The following is a 22,430-nucleotide window of genomic DNA, read 5'->3' as shown; positions in this document are numbered from 1 at the left end:
GGTTGACGTAACTTAATGAATATCGTTGCGGATGTCGTTTGTGAAGTTAGTGTTTTCAATGTGTTACGGCGTAATGCATCATTTCTACTTTGGATCCGCACGCTCAATAATTAAGCATGCAAATTACGTGGCCGTGTATTCAAGCTGATGATGCATACAATTTGCAACGATATTGAAGTTGCCCATAGATGTAAAATGTATCGGCTTCTTGCTCTGTTTGGGTTGGGGCTTAATTTGGAATTGATGTTTCCACCTGGGCTGCTTGATTTACGTAGGGTCACGCCAAACGTAAGTCCGTACACAAAGTTTCAAACCTTAACTTTCTATCTTCTGCTATGCCGAGCACGTAATATCAAGGCCGACAAGCTGGATACTTGTACCTACATAGAGCGGATTTCAATGGATGCACTTCTAATTGACGGCTTATCGCGGATTGAGGTCCTTTTACAGCATGATGCTCGAGTTTCAGCTATCTCTAGAAGGCCTCGAAACGCTTTTTAAATCTTTAAATAACCGCAACTCCGTCACTATACCTCAAAATGGAACATTCAAGGCGCTGCAATTAACGCGTGAAGCTAAAGGGTACTATAGTGGCTTTGTAATAGTCCGAAATTTAACAGTTTATCCGATGTTGTAATCTGGCGCGTGAACTGCAAATTTGGACTTTACGGTGGTATATCGCTGCTTTAAAAATCGTTGATAAATTCATTCAAAAAACAAGGTCATTGCTTCGAGGGTTATATAAAAGAAATCAATAAAAATGGAGGTTTCTCTCAAATTTGTTAATTTGGAATCTTGATGTGGGAGATTGTTCATTTGTACGGAAGCCGGATAATTTTGTTGTCGTCAAGTAATAGTTTCGTTGATTGTAGTAATGACAAAAAGGAGGGGCTCTTATGAAGGCGGTTATTCTTGCTGGTGGGTTTGGAACCAGGATTTCTGAGGAGACCTTTGCAAAGCCAAAGCCAATGATTGAGATTGGTGATAGACCCATCATTTGGCACATAATGCAAAACTATTCTGCTCATGGCGTTAATGAGTTCATTGTCTGTTGCGGTTACAAAGGTTACGTAATCAAAGAATATTTTGCCAATTACTTCCTGCACATGTCCGATATTACATTTCATATGGACGAAAACAGGATGGAGGTGCATGAAAAACATGCTGAACCTTGGAAAGTCACATTAGTTGATACTGGGGACAATGTGATGACTGGCGGGCGGGTTAAGCGGGTTGCAGATTACCTAGTAGATGAAGAAGTGTTCTGTTTGACCTACGGTGACGGGGTTAGTGACATCAACATCAAGGAGTCCATTAAGTTTCACAATGATCACGGAAAGCTTGCCACGGTTGCGGCCGTAAGGCCGCCGGGGCGCTACGGTGCTCTTGAGTGTGACGGGGACCTGATCAAAGGTTATACGGAAAAGCCACGCGGCGATGGTGGGCTCATCAACGGTGGCTTCTTTGTGCTGTCACCAAAATGTATTGATTTAATTGATGGCGATAGCACCAGCTGGGAGGGGGAGCCTATGACTAGGCTCGCTGAAATGGGGCAAATCATGGCTTACAGGCACTTTGGTTTTTGGCATGCGATGGATACTTTGCGAGACAAAAATTACCTTGAAGGCTTGTGGAGAAGCGGGCAAGCGCCTTGGAAAAACTGGAAATGATTCATAATCAAAATCCTAACAAGGAGTTCTGGCGTGCGAAGCGGGTTCTGGTAACGGGTCATACCGGATTCAAAGGTGGGTGGCTCACCATTTGGCTAAATCGTCTCGGTGCGAATGTAACCGCAGTCAGTCTTCCTCCATCCACAACACCAAGTTTGTTTGACCTAGCAGATGTGTCGGCTTTATGTGAAAGCCATTTTTGTAACGTGAATGACGCCGAAAAGGTGAAATCACTAGTTAAGCAGGCAAAGCCTCAAATTGTGTTTCACATGGCTGCGCAAGCTCTTGTGCGGGCTGGCTACGAAGATCCACTTGAAACGTTTGCGACGAATGTTCAGGGAACAGCAAATGTTCTTGATGCACTGCGCCAATGTCAGGACGTGCGTTGTGTTGTGGCTATAACTACGGACAAGGTTTATCAGAACCTTGAGCATCCTTTTCCGTATCGCGAAACGGATCGGCTTGGTGGGCACGATCCATACAGTGCAAGCAAAGCCGCTTGCGAAATGATAATTAACAGCTACCGTGATTCATTTTTGGCAGAACAAAATGTTGCAGTTGCCAGTGCTCGTGCCGGAAATGTTATTGGTGGTGGCGATTGGTCATCAGATCGACTTATTCCTGACTTGGTTCGTGCATGGGGTTCCGGGGGGCAAGTAAGTATTCGCAGGCCGCAGGCAGTTCGTCCTTGGCAACATGTGTTGGAGCCGCTTGCTGGGTACCTAAGACTTGCTGAGAAAATGTGGCATCATCCGAATCTCGCCTCTTCATATAATTTTGGCCCAAATACGCATGAGGCTGCAACAGTGAAGGAGGTTGTTGATATGGCAAAGACTGCCTTCGGAGATGGTGCGGATGTTTATTGGGGAGATGGTGACGAGGGCCCGCATGAGGCTGGCTGGTTGGCGCTTGAAGTGGCGAAAGCAAGGAGCGTTCTTGGCGTAAAATCTAGATGGACACTAGAGCAATCGGTAATGCGCACTGTCAAATGGTACATTGATTGCGAAAACGGAAGCAATGCTAGGGCGGCATGTCAGAATGACATTGATGCCTACGAATCTTTGTAGGATGGGACGTATATTGCAAAATCTTGTATTCGAAGACACCTGTCTAACTGGTCTAAAAACAGTTGAGCGAAAAATGCGCAGTGACACGCGAGGATTCTTGTCGCGCCTTTTCTGTGCAGAGGAACTATTGTACGCTGGGTGGCGGAAGCCAATAGCACAAGTAAATCATGTAAGAACCAAAAAAAAGGGGGCGATACGGGGAATGCACTTTCAGTTTCCCCCCCATGCTGAAATGAAGCTGGTAACTTGTGTTAAAGGAGCTGTTGTTGATGTTGCTGTTGATTTACGTGCAGGTTCACCAACTTTCTTAAAATGGTACATGGAAAAGCTATCTGCAGTTAACGGGCGTGCATTATTGATCCCGGAAGGATTTGCTCATGGATATCAAACCATTGATGTTGAATGTGAACTTGTATATTTGCATAGTGCCGGTTATGAACCCGCTGCGGAAGGAGGGGTTAACCCGTTTGATCCTACCCTGTCGATTTCTTGGCCATTGCAAATCAGCGAAATATCAGAGCGCGATAGGAACCACACAATGATTGACGAGTCATTTAAGGGCATACAGCTATGAATTGCCGTCATTGCAAAAACACAATAAAGCATGGATTTCTTGACCTTGGTTTTGCTCCACCCTCAAATGAATATTTAAATGAAAAAGACTTGTTTCGTGTTGAGAGGTATTTTCCTTTACGTCTGAGTGTTTGCGAAAAATGTTGGCTGGTTCAAACTGAAGATTATGCCAAAGCAGATGAATTATTTGATGCGGATTACGCTTATTTTTCGAGTACCTCGCGCAGCTGGTTAGCGCACGCAAAGCAGTATTCGGAAGACATTACAAATAAACTCAACCTTTCTGGGGATAGTTTTGTAATAGAAATCGCTTCAAATGATGGATATCTTCTTAAAAATTTTGTTGATGCTGGGGTCCCTTGTCTTGGGATTGAGCCAACATCAAGTACTGCTGTTGCCGCGGAAAAAATCGGCATCCCAGTTTTGCAAGAATTTTTTGGCGAGAGACTTGGTGCGCGGCTTGCTCAAGAGGGCCGCCAAGCAGATCTTATTTGCGGAAACAATGTATACGCGCACGTTCCAGATATAAATGATTTCACACTAGGGTTAAAAAGAGCCTTAAAACCTGACGGGACTATAACACTTGAGTTCCCGCATTTGATGCAGATGATTGCACAAGCGCAATTTGATACCGCGTACCATGAGCATTTCTCGTATTTGTCTCTTTCCACTGTAGAGAGCATTTTCAATACAGCAGGATTAAGTATATGGGATGTTGAGGAGTTGCAAACTCACGGTGGAAGTCTCAGGGTTTATGGCCAGCACATTGATGGTGGGCGGGAACAAACTGCGGCAGTTTCCGAGCTGTTGCATGAGGAGGACCGTTTTGGGCTCAGGAAAATTGAAACTTACGCGGACTTCCAGGCACGTGCCGACACCGTCAAGGACGATCTGATTTTGTTTTTAATTGAACAAAAGCGCACAGGAAAAAAGGTGGTAGGATATGGAGCGGCGGCAAAAGGCAACACCATTCTTAATTACGCAGGAATCAAGACTGATTTATTGCCTTTTATTTGTGATGCTGCCGCTTCAAAGCAGGGTAAGTTTATGCCTGGTAGTCATATACCTATTTATCCCCCGTCTGCTCTTGAAGAGTATGAACCGGACTACGTTTTGGTTTTACCTTGGAACATCGCAGCGGAGGTAAAAGAACAAAATAAGCATCTATCCAAGTTCAACACAAAGTTTGTTACGGCTGTGCCAAAGCTGGAAATTAAATGAAAAGTCGCATACTTTATACAAAACCATCAATTACGGATCTTGAGGTTAGTTACGCAACTGATGCTGCGGCTAACGGATGGGGTGACAAATGTTACGACTACATCAACCGATTTGAGAGAGAGTTTAGTGCGTTTCTTGGGGTTGATTTTGCCGTTGCAACCTCAAGCTGCACTGGGGCCCTCCATATGGGAATGGCGGCTTTGGGAGTTGGCCCAGGTGATGAAGTAATTCTCGCTGATACAAACTGGATCGCAACTGCATCTCCCATTGTTAATCTGGGTGCTACGCCGGTCTTTGTTGATGTCCTTCCTGACAGCTGGTGCATTAATCCATCTCTTATTGAAAACGCAATTACAGAGCGCACAAAGGCAATTGTTGCAACCCATATTTATGGGAATCTATGCGATACGGATGCGCTTCTCGCAATCGGAGAAAAGTACTCATTACCTGTCATTGAAGATTCTGCGGAAGCACTAGGGTCTGTTTACAAAGGCAAACGCGCCGGGTCTATGGGGGCATTTGGAACATTTTCATTTCATGGGACAAAAACCATAACAACCGGAGAGGGTGGCATTTTTGTCACAAATGACAGTAGCCTATATGAAAATGTTTTGACTCTGAGCAACCACGGTCGAGCGAAGGGGCAAGTTAAACAATTTTGGCCAGACATGGTCGGATTTAAGTACAAAATGTCCAATATTCAGGCGGCTATCGGCTGTGCGCAATTGGAACGAATACAAGAGCTATGTGAGCGCAAGCGCGAGATCCTTACCTATTACAAGCACGGCCTAGCCGATATTCATTCCGTTTCCATGAATCCTGAGCCGGAAGGCACAGTGAACGGAGCGTGGATGCCAACCGTAGTTTTTGAAGCGGTAACAGGAATTACCCGCGAGAATCTTCAAAGTGCATTTGCTCGTGAAAATATTGATGCGCGTGTGTTTTTCTATCCGCTATCTGGGATGCCGATGTTTAGTAAAAATCCCGAAAATGTGGTTTCCTACGACATCCCGGAGCGGGCGATCAATCTGCCTAGTTATCATGATATCACAAATGAAGAACAGGACCGTGTTATCGATGTTATTCGGAAGTTGATAAATGGCTGATGGCGTGAGCTATGTGTTGTGGGGAAGCGCTGGACATGCAAAAGTTCTTGCTAGCCTGATTGCTCTCCGTGGGGGGAGGGTCATCGCTTTATTTGACAACAATCCAAATGCGAAAAGTTCCATTGAAGGTGTGCCATTAGTTGGTGGCCATGATAATTTTGTAACATGGGCACAAGGCGGCAGTCTGAATAGCGGTCTTCGTGGCCTAGTAGCAATCGGAGGTCACACGGGACTCGCTCGTGTGAATATTCAGAAACTTTTTCTTGATCATGGTGTGCTTGTCGAACCGATTGTTCATCCAGATGCAACGTTGTGCGCGACCGCGTCTTTAGGGGCTGGAACACAGGTTCTTGCGCGGGCTACTGTGGCATCTGAGGCCACCTTGGGTGACGGATGTATCGTCAACCATGGCGCAGTGGTTGACCACGAATGTGTAATTGGTGATGGGGTTCATATTGCGCCCGGGGCAACGCTTTGTGGATGTATCACTGTTGAGAGAAATGTAATGATTGGGGCAGGAAGTGTTGTATTGCCTAGGGTTGTTATTGGTGCTAGCTCTGTAATCGGTGCTGGAGCTGTCGTTACAAAAGACGTTCCTGCAGGGACTACAGTCGTTGGCAATCCAGCACGCATCATCAGGCAATTTAAGTCATAACGTACGCTTTACCAGGGTTTTAGCTGTGAACGAATACGAAAAATTCAAGAACGAATGCGCTGCAGAAGTAGAGTTTCAGGGCGCAAGCAAAGATGCTTGGCGCGCAGCTAGAAACTTTATGGATACCGTTGATCCCCTAAAATACTCATACCATTTCGAATGGCTCGGTCGGCCAATTATTCAATACCCTCAAGATATGGCTGCGATGCAGGAGATCATATGGTCAGCGCAGCCCGATTTAATTATTGAGACCGGGATTGCCCATGGCGGTTCACTTATTTTTTTCGCTGCAATGCTTGAACTCAATGCCGCCTGCGGGGGGGATAACGACGCAGAAGTTCTTGGAATCGATATTGATATTAGGGCTCATAATCGCGCCGCTATTGAGGCACATCCAATGTCGCGTCGAATTACTATGTTTGAAGGTTCGTCCATCAGTAGTGACATGATTGCCAAAGTTCATGAATTCGCCAAGGACAAAAAGCGAATACTTTTGGTTCTGGATTCAAATCATACCCATGATCATGTTGCTGCTGAGCTAAATGCATATTCGGACTTGGTAAAAAAAGGCAGCTACCTTGTGGTGTTTGACACTGTTGTTGAAGACATGCCAGAGGATGCTTTTCCAAATCGCCCATGGGGAAAGGGAGATAATCCCAAAACGGCCGTATGGGAATTTCTTGAGTCAACCGACAGATTTGAGATTGATAAAAGTATCCAGAATAAGCTGCTGTTGACCGTGGCACCCGATGGCTATCTGCGGTGTGTTAAAGACTAGGGTTCAACATGTCAGGACTTCTTAGAATTCTCAAGAATTTGATCAGGCCTTATTTTGAAGTGGCGCAAGTCAAGGTCGGCAAAAGAAAGCCCAAGGCAGCTTTACCCAATTGGGAAAGCATAATTGGATCAGATAGCGAACTGTGGAATGCATCATTACAAAGCTCCGCTGATGGGAAACGTGTGTTGATGGCCAGTGCCATAGGTGGTCACCCGCAGTTTACGGTGCTGGAGAGCTCACTAAATGCCGCATTGGTACTTCGAGGAGCTAATGTGGACGTAATGCTGTGCGATGCTGCGATGCCAGCGTGTCAGCGTGCAAAAGTTGCGTCTATAAAACCGTCTGACATGATTGACGGGAAATTGAAAGATGTATTCTGTTCAGGGTGTGTGGCGACTGGGAACGCGGTTTTCTCTGCCCCCGGGATTCCCAGAATAAAAATGAGTGACTGGATAAGTGACGCAGAACGAGAAGAGGCAAAAACGCTCTGTTCGAATATCGACGTTGCAGATATCCCTGGCTATGTTCATGATGGTCTACCTATCGGCGAGCATGCTCTTGCAGGGGCGCTGAGGTACTACGGAGTTGGCGATTTATCTGAAGAGCCCGAAGGTGAGGAGGTTTTGCGGCTATACCTTGAGGCTTCCCTGCTCACCGCGTTTTGTACAAAGAGCCTCATCAAAGCTAAAAACTATGACGTTGTTGTGAACAACCACGGGATATACGTGCCGCATGGTATCGTTAGTGCAGTTTGCCGCAAAGAAAACGTGCGGACTGCGTCGTGGAATCTTGCTTACCGCAAACAGTGTGCAATTTTCAGTCATAACGACACCTATCATCACACCTTAATGGACGAGCCCACAACCGATTGGGAAAATATGAACTGGTCGGAAAAGCAGGATAGGGAGATATCAGAATATCTCGAAAGCAGGCGGAAAGGTAGTCGCGACTGGATTTGGTTCAACCGAGATGCCGATAATGATATCGATGGCTTTGCTTCTCGTGTTGGGCTGGACTGGAGCCGTCCAGTAATCGGAATGTTGACGAATGTTGTATGGGACGCACAACTGCATTACCCGGCCAATGCCTTTCCGGGCATGGTTGACTGGGTGTTGCGTACGGTTGAATACTTTAAAGAACGCTCTGACCTGCAATTGTTAATTAGAGTTCATCCTGGGGAACTTGCTCCACCTGGTGGGTCTACAGTTTCAAGGCAGCCTATTGCCGAAGAAATCCGTAGTGTTTTTGGCAACTTACCTGAAAACGTATTTATTATCGGTCCTGAAAGTAGTGTAAGTACATACGCGGCCATGGATCGGTGTGACAGTGTTCTTATTTACGGTACTAAAACAGGAGTTGAACTGACCAGTGTTGGGATACCGGTTGTTGTCGGCGGTGAGGCGTGGATTCGCAACAAGGGGCTGACCATGGATGCTACCAGCGCCGAGAACTATTTTTCCCATCTAGACAAATTACCGTTACGTAAGAGGATGGAAGAAAAGGATATAGTTAGGGCCAAGAAATACGCATATCATTTCTTTTTCCGTCGGATGATTCCTCTCCCGTTTCTCAAACCTACACCTCAAGCATGGCCTCCTTTTGAACTATCTTTGGGTGATATCAGTGAGTTGAAGGAACAGAAGCACAAGGGGCTGGATGTTATATGCGATGGCATTCTATATGGCTCACCATTTATATATCAGGCAGAACATTTAGGTTTACATGATGAGTAATGAGATAACAGTTTCACGCGTCGCTCGCGCGTTCAAAAAAGTTTTTGGTGGTGGAAATCCCATAGAAAATATGAAGACCCTCGGCTCTTCACTAAACTTAATCGAGCAATACAAGAAAAACGGTCAAATTCCTTGGTCGCCTGGGTATTCCAAATTTAAGAACATGTCGATGGTTGAGGCGATCAACGATCGAAACTTGATGGATGTGCTTAAGAATGGCAAGCCACTTCCCAAGGGTTACGGTTACCGCATAGATGAGCGCCTGCTTGAGTGCCCGTGGGCGCTTTCGAAAATCACGCCTGGAGAAGGAATGGTGCTCGATGCCGGATCTGTGCTTAACGAACCGATGTTTCTTGACTCTCCCCAAATCCGGGAAAAGACAGTTTTTGTTTATTCACTTGAAATGGACAAGGTCATCCTTGATCCCCGCCTATCTTATATTCATGGCGATTTTCGAAATCCTGTCTTAAGAGAAGGGTTGTTTGATGAAATCGTATGTATAAGCACGGTTGAGCATATCGGAATGTGGCCAATTCCGAAGCCCCCATATGCAGAAAACCTAAAAAAGCTGCAACCAGAAAAAGATCTTTATGCCTATCGCGGTGTAATGAAAACTTTTCATGACCTTCTTAAGCCCGGTGGCAGATTGCTGTTAACTGTTCCGTACGGAAAGCATGAGGACCAGGATTGGCTTCAGGTTTTTGGTTCAGAACAAGTTGAGGATGTTAAGAAGTCGTTTGGTGGCAACTGTGTTTCCGAGACATATTATCGTTATGCGAGCGATGGTTGGCACACAGCTAATGCCGATGAATGTTCGGAACTTGAATTCTTTAATATTGTCCGAACTCCCGAATTCGGTTCAGACTTTGCCGCTGCCGCCCGTTCGATAGCTTGTCTTGAGCTCGCGAGAGAAAAATGAGTGCTCAAGAGCAAGAAAAGATCACCGTTGCCATTGACGCTCAGATATCGGCAACGGCGTCTGGTGGTACAGAAACAGCGCTTTTGTCGTTAATTTCTGCCCTTGGCAGTAATGATATAAGTGACAGGTTTATTCTTCTGGGACTTAAAGGTCATCACCGTGAGCTTGAGCCCTTTATGCCCAATGGCATGGGGAAAATTGTATGGCCGGGGAGCTATCGGTGGTTCGATCCATCCAAGGACAACTCAGGTCGCGCTGCGTCACCGATTAAAGAACATTCAAGTGAAGGGCTCGCTAGGGCGATAGCTTCTTATATCAATCGCTACAGAGCAGTTGGGCTACCGATGGGCGCAAGGGCGAAAAGGGTATCCAGATTTATGGGCCCATTCCGGCGTTTTGCTCCCTATGCTTATAGCTTGTATCGCGGATTGCGTGATAAGACATCGCGGCCATTGACGAGAGAGCTTGCTGATTCAGTTCTTGCAGAAAACGATGTACGCGTGGTGCATTTTCCCTATCCGTTGCACTTCGAGACCAAGTTGCCATTTGTTTATGAACCTTGGGGACTACCACACCATCACCAGCCAGATTACTTTCGCCCCGGTGAAGCGGAGTGGATGGATGCTCTGTTTGAGGATGGCTGCAGCAAAGCTGCGATGGTTGTTACTGCCACTCGTTGGGTGAAGGCAGATATTATTGAGAAATATGGGGTTCACCCCGACAAGATAGCGGTGATACCGCGCCAACCAAGATTCGATCATGCGAACAATTTTATGGACAAACAGCAAGCTCTGGTTGGAGTGCCCGAAAAATTTGCACTCTTTCCGTCAGCCGCTTGGACTACCAAAAACCATATCCGCCTAATTCGAGCTATCTCTATGTTAAGAAACGAATACGGGATTAGCCTGAATTTGGTGTGTACCGGTAGGACGGACACCCCAGATTTTGAAAAAATTAGGGAACTCATTCGTGATCAAGAATTGGAAGACCAAGTAGTATTCTTGGGGGTTGTCCCTGTTGAGCGACTAAACACTCTATATAAATGCGCCCAGTTTTTGGTCCACCCTTCAATCTTCGAAGGATTGGGGCTTCCACTGCTTGAAGCGTTCCACAACGGGCTCCCGGTAGTAGCGTCCAATGCAGCATGCATTCCAGAAGTCGTTGGTGAAGGCGCATTGTTATTTGATCCCTTTGACGAGCGCGATATCGTCCGGGCTCTGCTAGAGGTAATGGAAAAACCTGAAAAACTTGCTGACTTAAGAACTAAGGGTGCTCATCAACTCATTGAGGGTTTTCCAAGTCACGCAAAAATGGCAATGATGTTCGACACGGTTTATCGGCATGCGTGCAATGCGCCCTTGGACCGTCATCAGAAGTCACTGCTTGCCGAAATGCTATCTTAAAAATACATACTTTGTAGGATTACAGATGAATACTGGGCTCCTCCCAGAAGACAACGGCGATGCATCTAGTGCAGTTAGCGACAAAGACCTGCGGTCGCACGCCTTTGGACCGATAAAAATAGCTCCCGAAAGTGATGTGCTTATTATTAAGCCCAGCAATCTTATTGGCCGACTTGGCATACCACAAGTATGGGAATACAAGCACCTCCTTAAGTACTTTGTTCTTCGCTCAATTCGTGGGCGCTATCGGGCGACTTCATTGGGATATGGCTGGATATTGTTCCGGCCAATACTGCTTTGTTTGGTCTATGTTTTGATCTTCGGATACTTGGTGGGGATCGAAACCGGGGCAACCCCATACCCGCTTTTCGTGTTTGTGGGAATAAGCCTCTACTTGTTTTTTTCAGGTATTGTGTCTGACACAGCGGCATCCCTGACCAACAATGCATCAATCATGAGTAAGGTTTATTATCCGCGGTTGATTGCACCCCTTACTTCATTGTTTGTTAACTTTACCGACGTAGCGGCGTCCTTCGTGGTCATTGGTGCACTTATGGTATTCTACCAAGTATTGCCCGGTTCCAATGTCATATTCTTTCCTCTTTATATGCTAGGGCTCGCCGTGGCTTCATTTGCCCTTGGTCTCGTGCTTGCGGCACATTCGATCAAGCGCCGTGACATAATGATGGGGCTCCCGGTTATTTTGAGGGTAATGGTTTACGCTATGCCGTGTGTGTACCCCATCACAATGGTCCCGGAATCGCTTTTGAATTTTTATTACATGAATCCAATGGCTTCCCTGATCCAAGGTATCCGCTGGTCATTGTTTGGTGACTTACCGCCACCTGCTTGGTCTGTGATATCAGCAGTAATTTTTATATTTGCTCTGATGTATTATGGGCTAGCCGCATTTACTCGCGCAGAGCGCACCATGGTAGATAGTCTCTAGATAAGGCGATTTAATGAGTGATACTGTCATAAGCGTCCGGGGTCTCGGTAAAAGTTATGCTGTAGATGGAGGCGTCCATTGGGCGTTGCGTGACGTCAACTTTGACGTGCAGCGAGGAGATGTTGTTGGGATAGTTGGACGCAATGGAGCTGGTAAAACGACGCTTCTTCGCGTCTTATCGCGCATTACCGATCCGACGGAGGGCGAAGCAAGAGTAAAGGGTAGAGTGGGTACGCTTCTGGAGACTGGCACGGGATTCCACCCAGACCTCACAGGCCGTGAGAACATTTTCATGAATGGCGCAATTTTGGGGATGAAGTCTGCAGAAATAAAAGCGAAGCTTGAGGAAATTGTAAGCTTTGCGGGCATTGGAAAATTTATCAATGCGAGAGTTAAATCCTATTCATCCGGAATGCGTTCCCGGTTGACATTTTCCATTGCGGCCCATTTAGAAACAGAAATTCTGATGGTTGATGAGGTGTTGGCAGTCGGGGACATCGCGTTCCAGGAAAAATGTCTCAACAAGATGGACCAGTTGACCAATCATCAGGAGCGAACAATCCTATTCGTGAGCCACAGCATGGGGGCAGTGCAGTCATTGTGTAACCGCGGTATCCTAATTGAAAACAGTTCCGTCTATCTCGACGGCGACACGGAGACCATCGTTAAGGGCTACAGTTCGCTGCTTTTAGGTGCAGGTGGGCAAGCCGACCTCAGCAACTATTCAGGCCGCCCGGGCTCTGGTACGATCAGGTTTACTAGAATGACTGTCGAAAACCTTGACGGAAAAACCGTCAACAGCATTCCTGCTGGAGATGGAGCACGCATTGTTTTTGACTATGTTAGTAACTTGGATAGTGATACAGACGACGTAATCATAACACTCGTGGTTTCTGGTAGCAAAGGCGCCAGACTATTTGGCTTGCCAAGCGATATTATCCGTTCGGAGTTAAGCGTGGGCAAAGAAAGCGGAAAATTCGTTTGCACAATACCTAACCTACCGCTGCTTCCAGGAAATTACGATATTATCGCTAGTTGTATCGTTAATCGCGATTTGGCAGACAAAATAACGAATGTCTGCCATGTGACTGTCTCAGAGAGCGATTTTTACGGAACAGGCCGGCTGCAGCAAAGTAGTTTTGGTGACATCCTTACTGACTTTAAGTGGCAAGTAGAAAATTAAAGCACTTCGTCAAGAACTATCATGCTTCTTTGGGATAACTTTAGAATAGCGGGGCGGTCATATGTATAGTGGTGGTTTCTCCATATATAGGGAGACCTTCCCTTTGTTGCAAAAGTTTCTGGATGCCTATCATTCTGATTTTACTCCTGCACCGCAAACTTTGATATTTGGCGACTCTGTAGCGTTAAGGGTCGCCAAGGATGACAGCGACCAGCGATCCCTTGAGACAATGGTAGCGGACCTTGTTGGCGAAGAGAAAGTCTGTTTTATTTCGCATTCTGCGTACAACTCTCTAGTTTACAGTCAGTTTTGCAACGCTATAGCTTCGCTCCCCAGCAAGCCACTCAGCGTTGTCGTTCCCATAAATCTGAGGTCTTTTTCTCCCTCATGGGATCTCGATCCAAAATATCAGTTTGTTTGGGAGGCTGCAGTATTGGCCGATCTTGCCAACAATAAACAAGAACCTAGGCCTTTCATTAACAGCACCCCAGTGGCGGATGCAATTTATCAATCTATTCCTGTGCATTTATTTGAGCCAGAGCCGCGTACAATCAGGTCATATTTGGATGTAATTGAAGCAAAAATAGGTCCTGGTAGTAAAATGGAGTGGAGAATTAGGTTAAAAGATATTTTCGAGCTGTTTTACTGTCATCAAATTTATCAAAAACACAGAAAGCTGAAATATCTTAGATGGATATATAAAACACTAACTAGGATGAATATTGGTGTTGGTTTCTACATTACTCCAATCAATTACTGCGCAGGAGAAAAATATGCTGGAAACCGGTTTGTCCGAAGGGTTAAACGCAACATCGAAGTAATTAAGAATGATCTTCGAAGCATCGGTGTAGATATTGTCGAAGAAAAAGATCTAATAAGACTAGAGCGCGGAAAACCTACTTCAATACTTGTTGATAAGGCGTTTGATTGCGATCAGGAAAACTTTTTTTCTCCACATAACGCGACTGAACACATTAAATCCAATGCCAGACGTGATCTCGCGGAAGTAATAGTAAAAATCTCTCGTGTTGTCGCAGCAAGAGCGTAATGAACGCTTTTTTTATTTTTTGTTGTAAAGTTTTGTAGAATCAAATGACACCCAAAAACGAAAACACACTGATATCGATTGGATTACCTGTTTATAATGGGGCGGATACCGTTGAGAGAGCCCTTGCCTCGCTGGTAGATCAAAAATACTCGAATGTGCAAATAATAATTTCCGATAACGCGTCAACCGACAATACGCTCGAAATATGTGAGCGATTTGCAAATATCGACTCAAGAATAACCATTATAAAAAAATATAGTAATGAAGGGGCGTTGGAAAATTTTAAGACAGTACTGAAGGCTGCTGATGGTGAGTTCTTCATGTGGGCCGCAGCAGATGATTGCTGGGACGAAAATTTTGTTGTTAGGCTGCTTCCTATATTGCAAGCGGACCCGGAATGCGGAGTAGCAATGTGTGCAGTGCGATTGGTTAACCCGCATAGGAAACTGATCAACCATGTCCGCTTTGACGGGGACCTCGATCCAGCAAACTTAAGTCCCTACTCGCTGTCATCGAAAATGGCACTGGGAGCGAAGTACAATCTGTTTATATACGGCTTGTTCAGGCGTGAGATTCTAGCGGAATCAATTGATGATTTTCCTGATGTTCTCGGAGGGGATCGTCAGTACATTATTTTTCTCTCAATGATAACAAAATTTGCGTACCTTGACGAAGTTTTACTTGAACGGACTCATCAAGAAAAGAACGCAGAAAAATATATTAGTGAGTTTTCCCGGATTTTAACTCCGTTTAACCAGATTAGATCTTTTGTTAAAATAACAGCGAAATCGTTAAAGATTTGCCGGAGTCAGAGGTATGAGATTCCGCTAATTTGCTTTTCCTATATTCTCTTCATTTTAAAACAGTACTTTATTACTGTATTACTACCACAGGCTAACAAGGATATTAAAATAATGACCATGCGCATTATAAGCAAAAAGGGGTTGGCGACAATACTTCTGTTTCTCGCCTTAGGTGGGGTCGCGTCAGTGTATTCTGGCGTATTCGATAAGCAGGTGGCTGCAGTTGCCTTTGGCTCCGCTGCTTTGTTTTTAATTCAGCTGGCGGCCATCAAGCGCTGGTTTATATCGTATAACAATGCCGCCCTCCGAAAGCTTGATGAAAACGTGTTCTCGGAATCCCGTGGTTTCTCCGCGCGAGACTCGCTCTTTCTTGCGAAGGAGATGAGATATCTGACTGATACGCTCATTCATGCGAGGCTCGTACCAGCAGAAAATGAGACAAACAGCGAAATGCCAGTTTACGCCACCCAACAACTGGATCGACAGCGTAAAATGCTGGAGTTCACTAGAAATTTGGAACAAAGCAAAATCAGGGAAGTCTATTTGGCTGAACTGTTCGCTGGTATCGAAAAGACGTCGGTCCCGATTGGGGTCATAAATGAGTTGTCTGGACATCCGAATAAGGCCGACATGCTCTATGTCGCATCAGTAGCCAAGCATACAGGGGCGAAAAAGATCTTTGAGTTCGGCACCTATATGGGCCGGACCACTTTTGCATTTGCTCACAACAACCCTGAAGCTGAGGTTGTGACATTGAACTTACCGGCCAAGGATGATCCAAACTACGCACCCTACATTGGTGTACTCCTCAAAGGGACCGAAGAAGAGAAAAGAGTTACAAGAATAGAAGTGGACTCGCAGTCATTTGATACTGCCCCTCATAGCAAGAAATATGACTTTATTTTCGTCGATGCGGGACACACTTACGACTTGGTGAAAAACGACACTGAGAAAGCCTTTGAGCTTTTGAAGCCAGGTGGAATTATAATGTGGCACGACTATGCTCCGAAATCGGATGGATTGGTGAGGTACTTCAAGGAGCTGACACAAGATTGCCCGCTGTTCCGGATTAGGTCGACTTGCCTGTTGGTGTATGTCGATGGCATTGATGTGTTTGATCATGAATTGCACAAAATGCCAGAGACATTGGAATCAGCATACAGGAAAAACAATCCCCTCATTCCGGAATCTCTGTATCATTTACAGTAGGTAACGTAGCCCAGTGGATATTATTCGGCTTCCGCTGGATATATAAACTGGGCTCCGCTCTCTATGCCTTCGCATATAACATCCAGGCCCTTGTACCTTCCTGGCCGCAGGTCGTCCATCGACGATAGGTTCACTCTGTAGGGGGGCCAGCCGGAGAGGGGCTCCATAAAATCAAGCGGAATCATACGCCTGAAAAAGAAATGAAAAGCGTACTTAAAGCCGCGGTGAATAGTATCTTTGTCAAGCTCGCCGGAGTAGGGCAGCTCGTTCAGGAATTCAAAATATTCCTCTGGCGAGCTGGCATCCTTTGTTAACTGTTTCCCGCGTATCCACGCTTCCCCCGCTACAATAACTGGTTTTCCCATGCATGTTATTTCAATGCCGGTCTTCGTTCCATAAATCAGTGCGGCATTGAAATGGGGAATAATTGCATATGTGCTAACCGGGTTTGCTGAGCCTATTACAAATACGTTGTCGGGCAACTTCGGGAATGCTCTTGTGATAATTTCCTCGACCGTCTCACGTGATTTGATTGCCCCTGTTCGCTCGGCAGGGTGTACTCGGATAACCAGCTGCATTTCCGGCCTATTGGCAAAATACTCTATGCTATCTAGCAACCAATTGGTCATTGTTGGGAAGGCATTTGGGCGGTAGTGCAGCTGTGCGTCCCATATCACATTTGTAAGCAACCCAATCACGGGTAATTCAGATTTAACCCCAAGCTCGCGAAGTGCCTGCCCACCGGAAAATTCAGGTCGGTCATGAAACCATATCCAGTCGTCTTTTCCGATAGCTCGGCCGGCTAGGTAAGATCGGGTTTTCTCAAGTAACTCGGGGGTCAAGTGTACCCCTTCCCAGAGCGATACCGGTTCATCCATCATGGTATGATGGTATGTGGTGTCGTGGCTAAAAATAAAACATTTCTTGCGATATGCCGGGTTCCAAGTGACAACCCGCACGCCCATAGATCGCGCCGTTTCGGCGATAATACCCTGCGGGACATATATTCCATGATGCGCTACGACCACGTCAATATTTAGGTCGCTTAAAATCTTCTTCGTGGCTCTCAGGGTTAGTATTGCTGCTTCAAAATAGCGACGTAAAATGGCTTCTGCATGTGGCTCATCTTCAAGTGAGCCTTTTGCAAAATAGCGGAGAGCCCCCGCCATTGCATGCTCGCCTAATGCTATGCCGTCGTCCTTGAACGATGATATACAATCAAACGGCAAGGATTCTGCTATAGATGTTGCGTCCTTACGGTCTTTCTCGTTGAGCATTTGACCATAGCTACGCACTGGAATGCCGAGTGTATCGAACATTCGTGCAGAGGGCTTAAAGCAACCAATACACACAGATTTGCTCGGCCCGCGCTGTGCAAATTCACCATCGTTGGAGTACCAGCCGGCTTCACAAGCAAGGCAGGCGGGAAGATCTCTGTCGCAAAGCAGTGCGTGGACGTTGTTGCCGCGCAACGTGAGAGCTGCGGCGATGCAGCTGTCAACTGCATTCACTGCCAAGTGTGAACCGACGCTGGTTGCCATCAAAATGTTTTTCCCCGAACCCTCTATAGAGGGTTCGGGCGGCCAGTCATCTGGCGTATTCTCAATGAAATCATTCCAGCGCGGATAACCTCGGGTGCTTGCACGCAGTACGCGATATGCAATACGCAGTGAACGCATATAGGTGCTGTTCTTCATTCTATTGAGTTTCCGCCAAGCGATCATTGTTGATTGTCTTCTGTCATTATCTCAGGAGAGAATATCTTTGATCCTAGCGGCAATTGTCTTAGCATTCAGGCCGTGGGATTCCAGAACCTCATCGTTTGTTCCAAATGAGGGTACATCTTCTATTCCAAGCTGATGGCAAGACAGTTTTCTGTCTGTACTAGCGATTGCAAGCTGCGCGAGAACCCGTTCCCCTTGCCCACCAGAAATATAGTGGTTATCAAGTGTGATGACATGATTTATCGGCCCTAATTCGTGCAGAAGCCAGTCGCCGTCGATGCGATTGAGCCAAGGTAGGTTGATTACCTTCAGACTTATACCTTCCGTTTCTAGCAATTTGGCAGCAATTACGGCCTGTGACAGCATAACTGGCCCGTACGAGATTATTGCCGCATCGGTCCCATTAGTCAGAGACACACCCTGCCCTTCGTTGAGGGAATAATCTGCCGGTAGTTCAAACGGTATTTCGCAGGGGATGGAAACAAGCCTCAGGAAGGAACTGTCCTGATTCTTATTGACACAGTAATCAACCGCCATTTCAACTTCTATCTCATTGCAGGGTTCAATCATTACTAGACCGGGTACCCCGCCAAGAGCAGAGATATCGCGTACTGACTGATGTGAGTGCCCGGGGCCTCCTGGAAGGACGCCGGATAGAGAGCCTACATAAACAACTTTGGTTTTTTCGGTAGCGTTGTTGTAAATTTGTTCATTTGGGCGGGTTGAAAGAAAGCATGAAAAGGAATGGCAAATCGGCAGGGCACCATTTAGGGCTAGTCCGCCTGCTTGAGAAACCATATCCATTTCTGCAATACCGCATTCAATGAATCTGTCGGGGAACCTGTCTTTAAACGGCATCAGACCGGTATCCAAGATAAGGTCTGCATCCAACGCAACTATTTTGGAGTTCTGCTCGGCTTGCTTTAGCAGTGCATTACTGTAGGCGGGAATGAGCTTCTGAGTATTTGTGCTGCTACTGATAGCGGCGGGTTGCTCGTAAGTCAGAACTTCGATACCGTTGGCCCCTAGGGAATCGAGCTGTTCATTAATGGTATCAAGAAGTTCTTGGGCTCCGCGTGTATAGTCGCTCCCTCCGGGAGCGCCTGAATGGAAACGATACATTTCTGCGTCTGATTCCATTGCAGTGTGTTCCATGAAAGAAATGCCTTTACCTTTTATGGTATCAGCAATGAAAACCTTTGGTTGATCTGTTATATCCCTAGCTTTTTCCAGTGCGGTTGAAAATGAGCGGAAATCGTGGCCGTCAACACGCGAAACATGCCAGCCAAAGGAGGCAAACTTGGACTCTAGGTCTCCAAGGTCACTGGTTTGTGTAAGTAGCTTATCTGATTGTAATTTGTTGTGATCAACAATAACATGCAACTCGCTGGTTTTGTCATTCGCAGCTGACACAAGGGACTCCCAAATCTGTCCCTCTTGTAGTTCTCCATCCCCAGTCATTACAAAAGCGCGGCCGGAAACACCATTCATCCGATTAGCAAATATCATCCCCTTGGCCTTGGAAATGCCCATACCCAGCGAACCGGTGTTAGTAATCATGTTGGGAGTACGTATATCAGGATGACCAGGCAACCCGTTTTTGCGCCGAAGGCTATGAATAAGTTCAAAGTCAAGTTCCCCTAGCCCGATTAGCAGTGAATACAAGCCTGGAGCATCGTGGCCTTTAGAGGAGAAGAATATATCCCCATTGTCGCCTCTTTTCCTCCGTAATGTCATCTCGTTAAGATATAGCCACGAAATGATATCTAAGGATGAAAAGCTTGAGCCTATGTGACCAGAACCTGCTCGGGCGATCATATACAATGTGTTGAGACGGCACATGTTTGCAAACAGGGAGGTCCGAATACTTAAATCAGGACTAATATTAAGTGCTCGATTAAACTCTTCCTTAGGAATAAAATAAAGGGTGCCTTCTACTGCACTGCCAATTAAGTCGCCCAACGAACAATCCTTCCTGTTCTTGTTTATGCAATGTGGAATTAAAATCAGGAGGCTCTTAAGTAACCGCCAAAGGTTAAAGTTCTAGTCCTGCTTTTGTGGTAATCTTTGCCTGGTGAAGCAATCGGGCTTGCTCTGCGCATTCTCCGGAATTGGCCGAAGCGTTCTTAGGGAGCATTGCAGATGCTTCCGATAATAAACGCTGTAGCACTCGCGTTATAATGTTAACCAACACAATCTAGCTTGTCATTTGTTCAAGTACTTATCTAGCAAAAAAGTTTCTACTAATCCGAAGGATCAGGGGAGACGAGAACACTTCACTAAATTAATGACCGCCCAATGACGGGCGGCAATATAATGTCGTTACCAATTCCCGAGCAAAGTGCATCAAATGTTGATTTTTTTCAATAGCATTATCAATAATTTTTGGTTTATTCAGCGCACTCAATGTGTGACAATCTCCCCAGTTGGCGGCAAAGATTTTATGTCAATATTGATCGGTAATTAAGTTGTCTTGAATGTCACGGCTTCTGCAGGAAAGAAGCCGGTTAATATGAATGAGGTGATATGAAGCGTGCTTTAATTTTTGGTGTATCAGGTCAGGATGGCTCATATTTATCTCGGCTATTATTAAACAAGGGTTATGAAGTTCATGGAACTTCGCGTGATGCTACTGTTAGCTCTTTTGTAAATTTATCTAAACTGAAAATCAAAGAGCATGTTCATCTTCACTCAATGAGTCCGGTTGATTTTAGAAGTGTTCTTCAGACCATTGAGATTGTTGAACCCGACGAAATATACAACCTTGCCGGACAGAGTTCTGTCGGTCTTTCATTTGAGCAGCCTGTCGAGACTTTGGAAAGTGTTGCGATGGGAACTCTGAACATGCTGGAGGCTATAAGGTTTCTTGGTTCAAAATGCAGATTTTACAACGCATCATCTTCGGAATGTTTTGGTGAAGCTGAAACTGGAGGGAGCTCGGAGAGCTCCCCGTTTAGACCAAGGAGTCCCTATGCTGTCGCAAAAGCTACTGCATTTTGGGAGGTAAGTAGTTACCGAGAAGCATACGACCTTTTTGCGTGCTCGGGAATACTGTTTAACCATGAGTCAAGTCTCCGTCCTGAGCGGTTTGTAACAAAAAAAATTATCAAGGGTGCCCTTGATGTTAAAAAGGGAAAGATAGAGTCAATATCTCTTGGTGACTTGTCGGTTGAGCGTGATTGGGGCTGGGCACCAGAATACGTGGAAGCAATGTGGTTAATGTTGCAGCAGCAGCAGCCAGACGACTTTGTAATCGGGACAGGCGTCTCTAATTCGATACAGGAGTTTGTGGAGCTTGCATTTGATCATCTTGGCCTTAATTGGAAAGACCATGTGAAGCTGAGTGATGGATTTAAGCGTCCATCAGACATTAGGGTAAGTCGTGCAAACCCAGAGAAGGCGTTCAATGTTCTGGGTTGGAAATCGACTATCGACTTGGACGGTATCGTAAAAAAAATGTTAGAAAATGAGTGTTGATCTACTTACGGCTGCCAATTTTTGATGCGGTGAATCTTTAATGAAGTTTTAGCTATGAAGATATCAATTATTACAGTTTCGTATAACTCTGTTGGGACGATAGAGGAAACCATAAAATCCGTTATTTCTCAACAAGGCGTTGATCTTGAGTATATAGTGATTGACGGAGGGTCGACAGACGGAACTTTGGGGGTAATCGATAAGTATCGAGACAGAATCACCAGCGTGGTCTCCGAGGCCGATGAAGGCATCTACGATGCTATGAATAAAGGAATCCTGATGGCTAAAGGTCACGTAGTAGGATTGCTGAATTCTGATGACACGTATTCGGACAGTTTTGTGCTGTTTAAAGTTATTGATAAATTCAAGAGTGAAAAAATAGATTGCTGTTATGGCGATATAGTTTGTGTCAACAAAGACAATACACAGCAGGTAACCAGGTACTGGAAATCCGGAGAATTTAGCTCGCGTCTGCGATTGATAGGATGGTATCCGCCCCACCCAGCCTTCTTTTCCACCAAGGATATGTACGATAATTTTGGAAGATTTAATACCGGTTATAAGATTGCTGCAGATGCTGATTTAATGTTTAGATTTATATTCAAGCATAAAGCAAAGGTAGAATATATACCTGAGGTGCTTGTTAGAATGAAGAATGGAGGCGTGTCAGATGGGGGTGTCGGTTCTATTGTAAGGCAAAATATTGAAATAATAGAATCAATAAAAAATCTTGAAATTGGTTCTTCTATATTTATGTTCTTATTATATAAAATTTTTTCTCGAATCTCCCAATTTTTAAACATACGCCGTGTTTCTTAGTTTATTTTTTTTCTTTTTCTATATCGAATTTTTCTCGGAGTAACGGAAAACAAAAAGAAGTTCTTCCGGTTCCACTTAGCCCCTGCTTTGATT

18 protein-coding genes are annotated in these 22,430 nt (G+C 45.5%); 16 read left to right on the top strand and 2 right to left on the bottom strand.

Translation table 11 applies throughout. The features are described 5' to 3' along the window. Window positions 1–896 precede the first annotated feature (896 nt). The 14 genes from rfbF (at window position 897) to FHI25_RS19950 (ending at window position 16,317) form a co-directional block, all read left to right on the top strand. The gene (rfbF, locus tag FHI25_RS20015; protein WP_210520823.1) at window positions 897–1,670 is read left to right on the top strand and encodes a glucose-1-phosphate cytidylyltransferase; all 774 of its coding nucleotides are present in this window, start codon (window positions 897–899) and stop codon (window positions 1,668–1,670) included. Then, window positions 1,652–2,737, top strand: coding sequence for a CDP-glucose 4,6-dehydratase (gene rfbG, locus FHI25_RS20010; RefSeq protein WP_246879249.1), 1,086 nt, complete (start codon window positions 1,652–1,654; stop codon window positions 2,735–2,737). The genes rfbF and rfbG overlap by 19 nt, the downstream gene beginning before the upstream one ends. Window positions 2,738–2,750: 13 nt before the next feature. Then, a complete protein-coding gene (locus FHI25_RS20005) occupies window positions 2,751–3,311 on the top strand; it encodes a dTDP-4-dehydrorhamnose 3,5-epimerase family protein (protein WP_246879248.1) in 561 nt (186 codons plus the stop codon). Then, window positions 3,308–4,531, top strand: a complete 1,224-nt coding sequence (locus FHI25_RS20000) for a class I SAM-dependent methyltransferase (RefSeq protein WP_210520822.1) — start codon at window positions 3,308–3,310, stop codon at window positions 4,529–4,531. Before FHI25_RS20005 ends, FHI25_RS20000 begins: the two co-directional genes overlap by 4 nt. Beyond that, on the top strand, window positions 4,528–5,637 hold the full coding sequence (locus tag FHI25_RS19995) for a DegT/DnrJ/EryC1/StrS family aminotransferase (protein ID WP_210520820.1): 1,110 nt from the start codon (window positions 4,528–4,530) through the stop codon (window positions 5,635–5,637). The genes FHI25_RS20000 and FHI25_RS19995 overlap by 4 nt, the downstream gene beginning before the upstream one ends. Next, window positions 5,630–6,292, top strand: coding sequence for a NeuD/PglB/VioB family sugar acetyltransferase (locus tag FHI25_RS19990; RefSeq protein ID WP_210520818.1), 663 nt, complete (start codon window positions 5,630–5,632; stop codon window positions 6,290–6,292). The genes FHI25_RS19995 and FHI25_RS19990 overlap by 8 nt, the downstream gene beginning before the upstream one ends. Before the next feature lie 25 nt (window positions 6,293–6,317). Next, the gene (locus tag FHI25_RS19985) at window positions 6,318–7,070 is read left to right on the top strand and encodes a cephalosporin hydroxylase family protein (protein WP_349238039.1); all 753 of its coding nucleotides are present in this window, start codon (window positions 6,318–6,320) and stop codon (window positions 7,068–7,070) included. 8 nt (window positions 7,071–7,078) lie between these two features. Beyond that, entirely contained in the window at window positions 7,079–8,803 is a 1,725-nt protein-coding gene (locus FHI25_RS19980) for a capsule biosynthesis protein (protein ID WP_210520812.1), read from the top strand. Then, window positions 8,793–9,722 (top strand): class I SAM-dependent methyltransferase, encoded by a 930-nt coding sequence (locus FHI25_RS19975; RefSeq protein WP_210520810.1) that lies wholly within the window; start codon window positions 8,793–8,795, stop codon window positions 9,720–9,722. The genes FHI25_RS19980 and FHI25_RS19975 overlap by 11 nt, the downstream gene beginning before the upstream one ends. Continuing rightward, window positions 9,719–11,125 (top strand): glycosyltransferase, encoded by a 1,407-nt coding sequence (locus tag FHI25_RS19970; RefSeq protein ID WP_210520808.1) that lies wholly within the window; start codon window positions 9,719–9,721, stop codon window positions 11,123–11,125. Before FHI25_RS19975 ends, FHI25_RS19970 begins: the two co-directional genes overlap by 4 nt. A gap of 25 nt (window positions 11,126–11,150) precedes the next feature. Next, window positions 11,151–12,074, top strand: coding sequence for an ABC transporter permease (locus tag FHI25_RS19965; protein ID WP_210520806.1), 924 nt, complete (start codon window positions 11,151–11,153; stop codon window positions 12,072–12,074). Between the two features lie 13 nt (window positions 12,075–12,087). Further along, window positions 12,088–13,257: an ABC transporter ATP-binding protein gene (locus FHI25_RS19960; protein ID WP_210520804.1), complete on the top strand. Its 1,170-nt coding sequence runs from the start codon at window positions 12,088–12,090 to the stop codon at window positions 13,255–13,257. A 61-nt stretch (window positions 13,258–13,318) separates the two neighbouring features. Further along, window positions 13,319–14,305 (top strand): hypothetical protein, encoded by a 987-nt coding sequence (locus FHI25_RS19955; protein WP_210520802.1) that lies wholly within the window; start codon window positions 13,319–13,321, stop codon window positions 14,303–14,305. Between the two features lie 44 nt (window positions 14,306–14,349). Beyond that, window positions 14,350–16,317 (top strand): glycosyltransferase, encoded by a 1,968-nt coding sequence (locus FHI25_RS19950; protein WP_210520800.1) that lies wholly within the window; start codon window positions 14,350–14,352, stop codon window positions 16,315–16,317. 20 nt (window positions 16,318–16,337) lie between these two features. Here the strand turns inward: FHI25_RS19950 and FHI25_RS19945 are convergent, their stop codons facing one another. After that, window positions 16,338–18,014, bottom strand: a complete 1,677-nt coding sequence (locus FHI25_RS19945; protein WP_210520798.1) for a capsule biosynthesis protein — start codon at window positions 18,012–18,014, stop codon at window positions 16,338–16,340. 51 nt (window positions 18,015–18,065) lie between these two features. Then, the gene (locus tag FHI25_RS19940; RefSeq protein ID WP_246879247.1) at window positions 18,066–20,003 is read right to left on the bottom strand and encodes a transketolase C-terminal domain-containing protein; all 1,938 of its coding nucleotides are present in this window, start codon (window positions 20,001–20,003) and stop codon (window positions 18,066–18,068) included. Window positions 20,004–20,567: 564 nt separating this feature from the next. Between FHI25_RS19940 and FHI25_RS19935 the strand changes: the two genes are divergently transcribed. Next, entirely contained in the window at window positions 20,568–21,518 is a 951-nt protein-coding gene (locus tag FHI25_RS19935) for a GDP-mannose 4,6-dehydratase (RefSeq protein ID WP_210520796.1), read from the top strand. Window positions 21,519–21,572: 54 nt separating this feature from the next. Beyond that, window positions 21,573–22,337 (top strand): glycosyltransferase family 2 protein, encoded by a 765-nt coding sequence (locus FHI25_RS19930; protein ID WP_210520794.1) that lies wholly within the window; start codon window positions 21,573–21,575, stop codon window positions 22,335–22,337. The last annotated feature ends 93 nt before the right edge of the window (window positions 22,338–22,430 follow it).

The organism is Thalassospira sp. ER-Se-21-Dark, from assembly GCF_017922435.1.
In the GTDB taxonomy this organism is placed as follows: Bacteria; Pseudomonadota; Alphaproteobacteria; order Rhodospirillales; family Thalassospiraceae; genus Thalassospira.
The sequence above is the reverse complement of the archived record's forward strand: the minus strand, read 5'-3'. Positions and strand labels throughout refer to the sequence as shown.

Coding starts and splice junctions, on each gene's coding strand:
- FHI25_RS19960 (WP_210520804.1), top strand. CDS start 12,088: ATGAGTGATACTGTCATAAGCGTCCGGGGTCTCGGTAAAAGTTATGCT.
- FHI25_RS19970 (WP_210520808.1), top strand. CDS start 9,719: ATGAGTGCTCAAGAGCAAGAAAAGATCACCGTTGCCATTGACGCTCAG.
- FHI25_RS19945 (WP_210520798.1), bottom strand. CDS start 18,014: ATGAAGAACAGCACCTATATGCGTTCACTGCGTATTGCATATCGCGTA.
- FHI25_RS19965 (WP_210520806.1), top strand. CDS start 11,151: ATGAATACTGGGCTCCTCCCAGAAGACAACGGCGATGCATCTAGTGCA.
- FHI25_RS19955 (WP_210520802.1), top strand. CDS start 13,319: ATGTATAGTGGTGGTTTCTCCATATATAGGGAGACCTTCCCTTTGTTG.
- FHI25_RS20000 (WP_210520822.1), top strand. CDS start 3,308: ATGAATTGCCGTCATTGCAAAAACACAATAAAGCATGGATTTCTTGAC.
- FHI25_RS19935 (WP_210520796.1), top strand. CDS start 20,568: ATGAAGCGTGCTTTAATTTTTGGTGTATCAGGTCAGGATGGCTCATAT.
- FHI25_RS19930 (WP_210520794.1), top strand. CDS start 21,573: ATGAAGATATCAATTATTACAGTTTCGTATAACTCTGTTGGGACGATA.
- FHI25_RS19990 (WP_210520818.1), top strand. CDS start 5,630: ATGGCTGATGGCGTGAGCTATGTGTTGTGGGGAAGCGCTGGACATGCA.
- FHI25_RS19975 (WP_210520810.1), top strand. CDS start 8,793: ATGATGAGTAATGAGATAACAGTTTCACGCGTCGCTCGCGCGTTCAAA.
- FHI25_RS19980 (WP_210520812.1), top strand. CDS start 7,079: ATGTCAGGACTTCTTAGAATTCTCAAGAATTTGATCAGGCCTTATTTT.
- FHI25_RS19995 (WP_210520820.1), top strand. CDS start 4,528: ATGAAAAGTCGCATACTTTATACAAAACCATCAATTACGGATCTTGAG.
- FHI25_RS19950 (WP_210520800.1), top strand. CDS start 14,350: ATGACACCCAAAAACGAAAACACACTGATATCGATTGGATTACCTGTT.
- rfbF (WP_210520823.1), top strand. CDS start 897: ATGAAGGCGGTTATTCTTGCTGGTGGGTTTGGAACCAGGATTTCTGAG.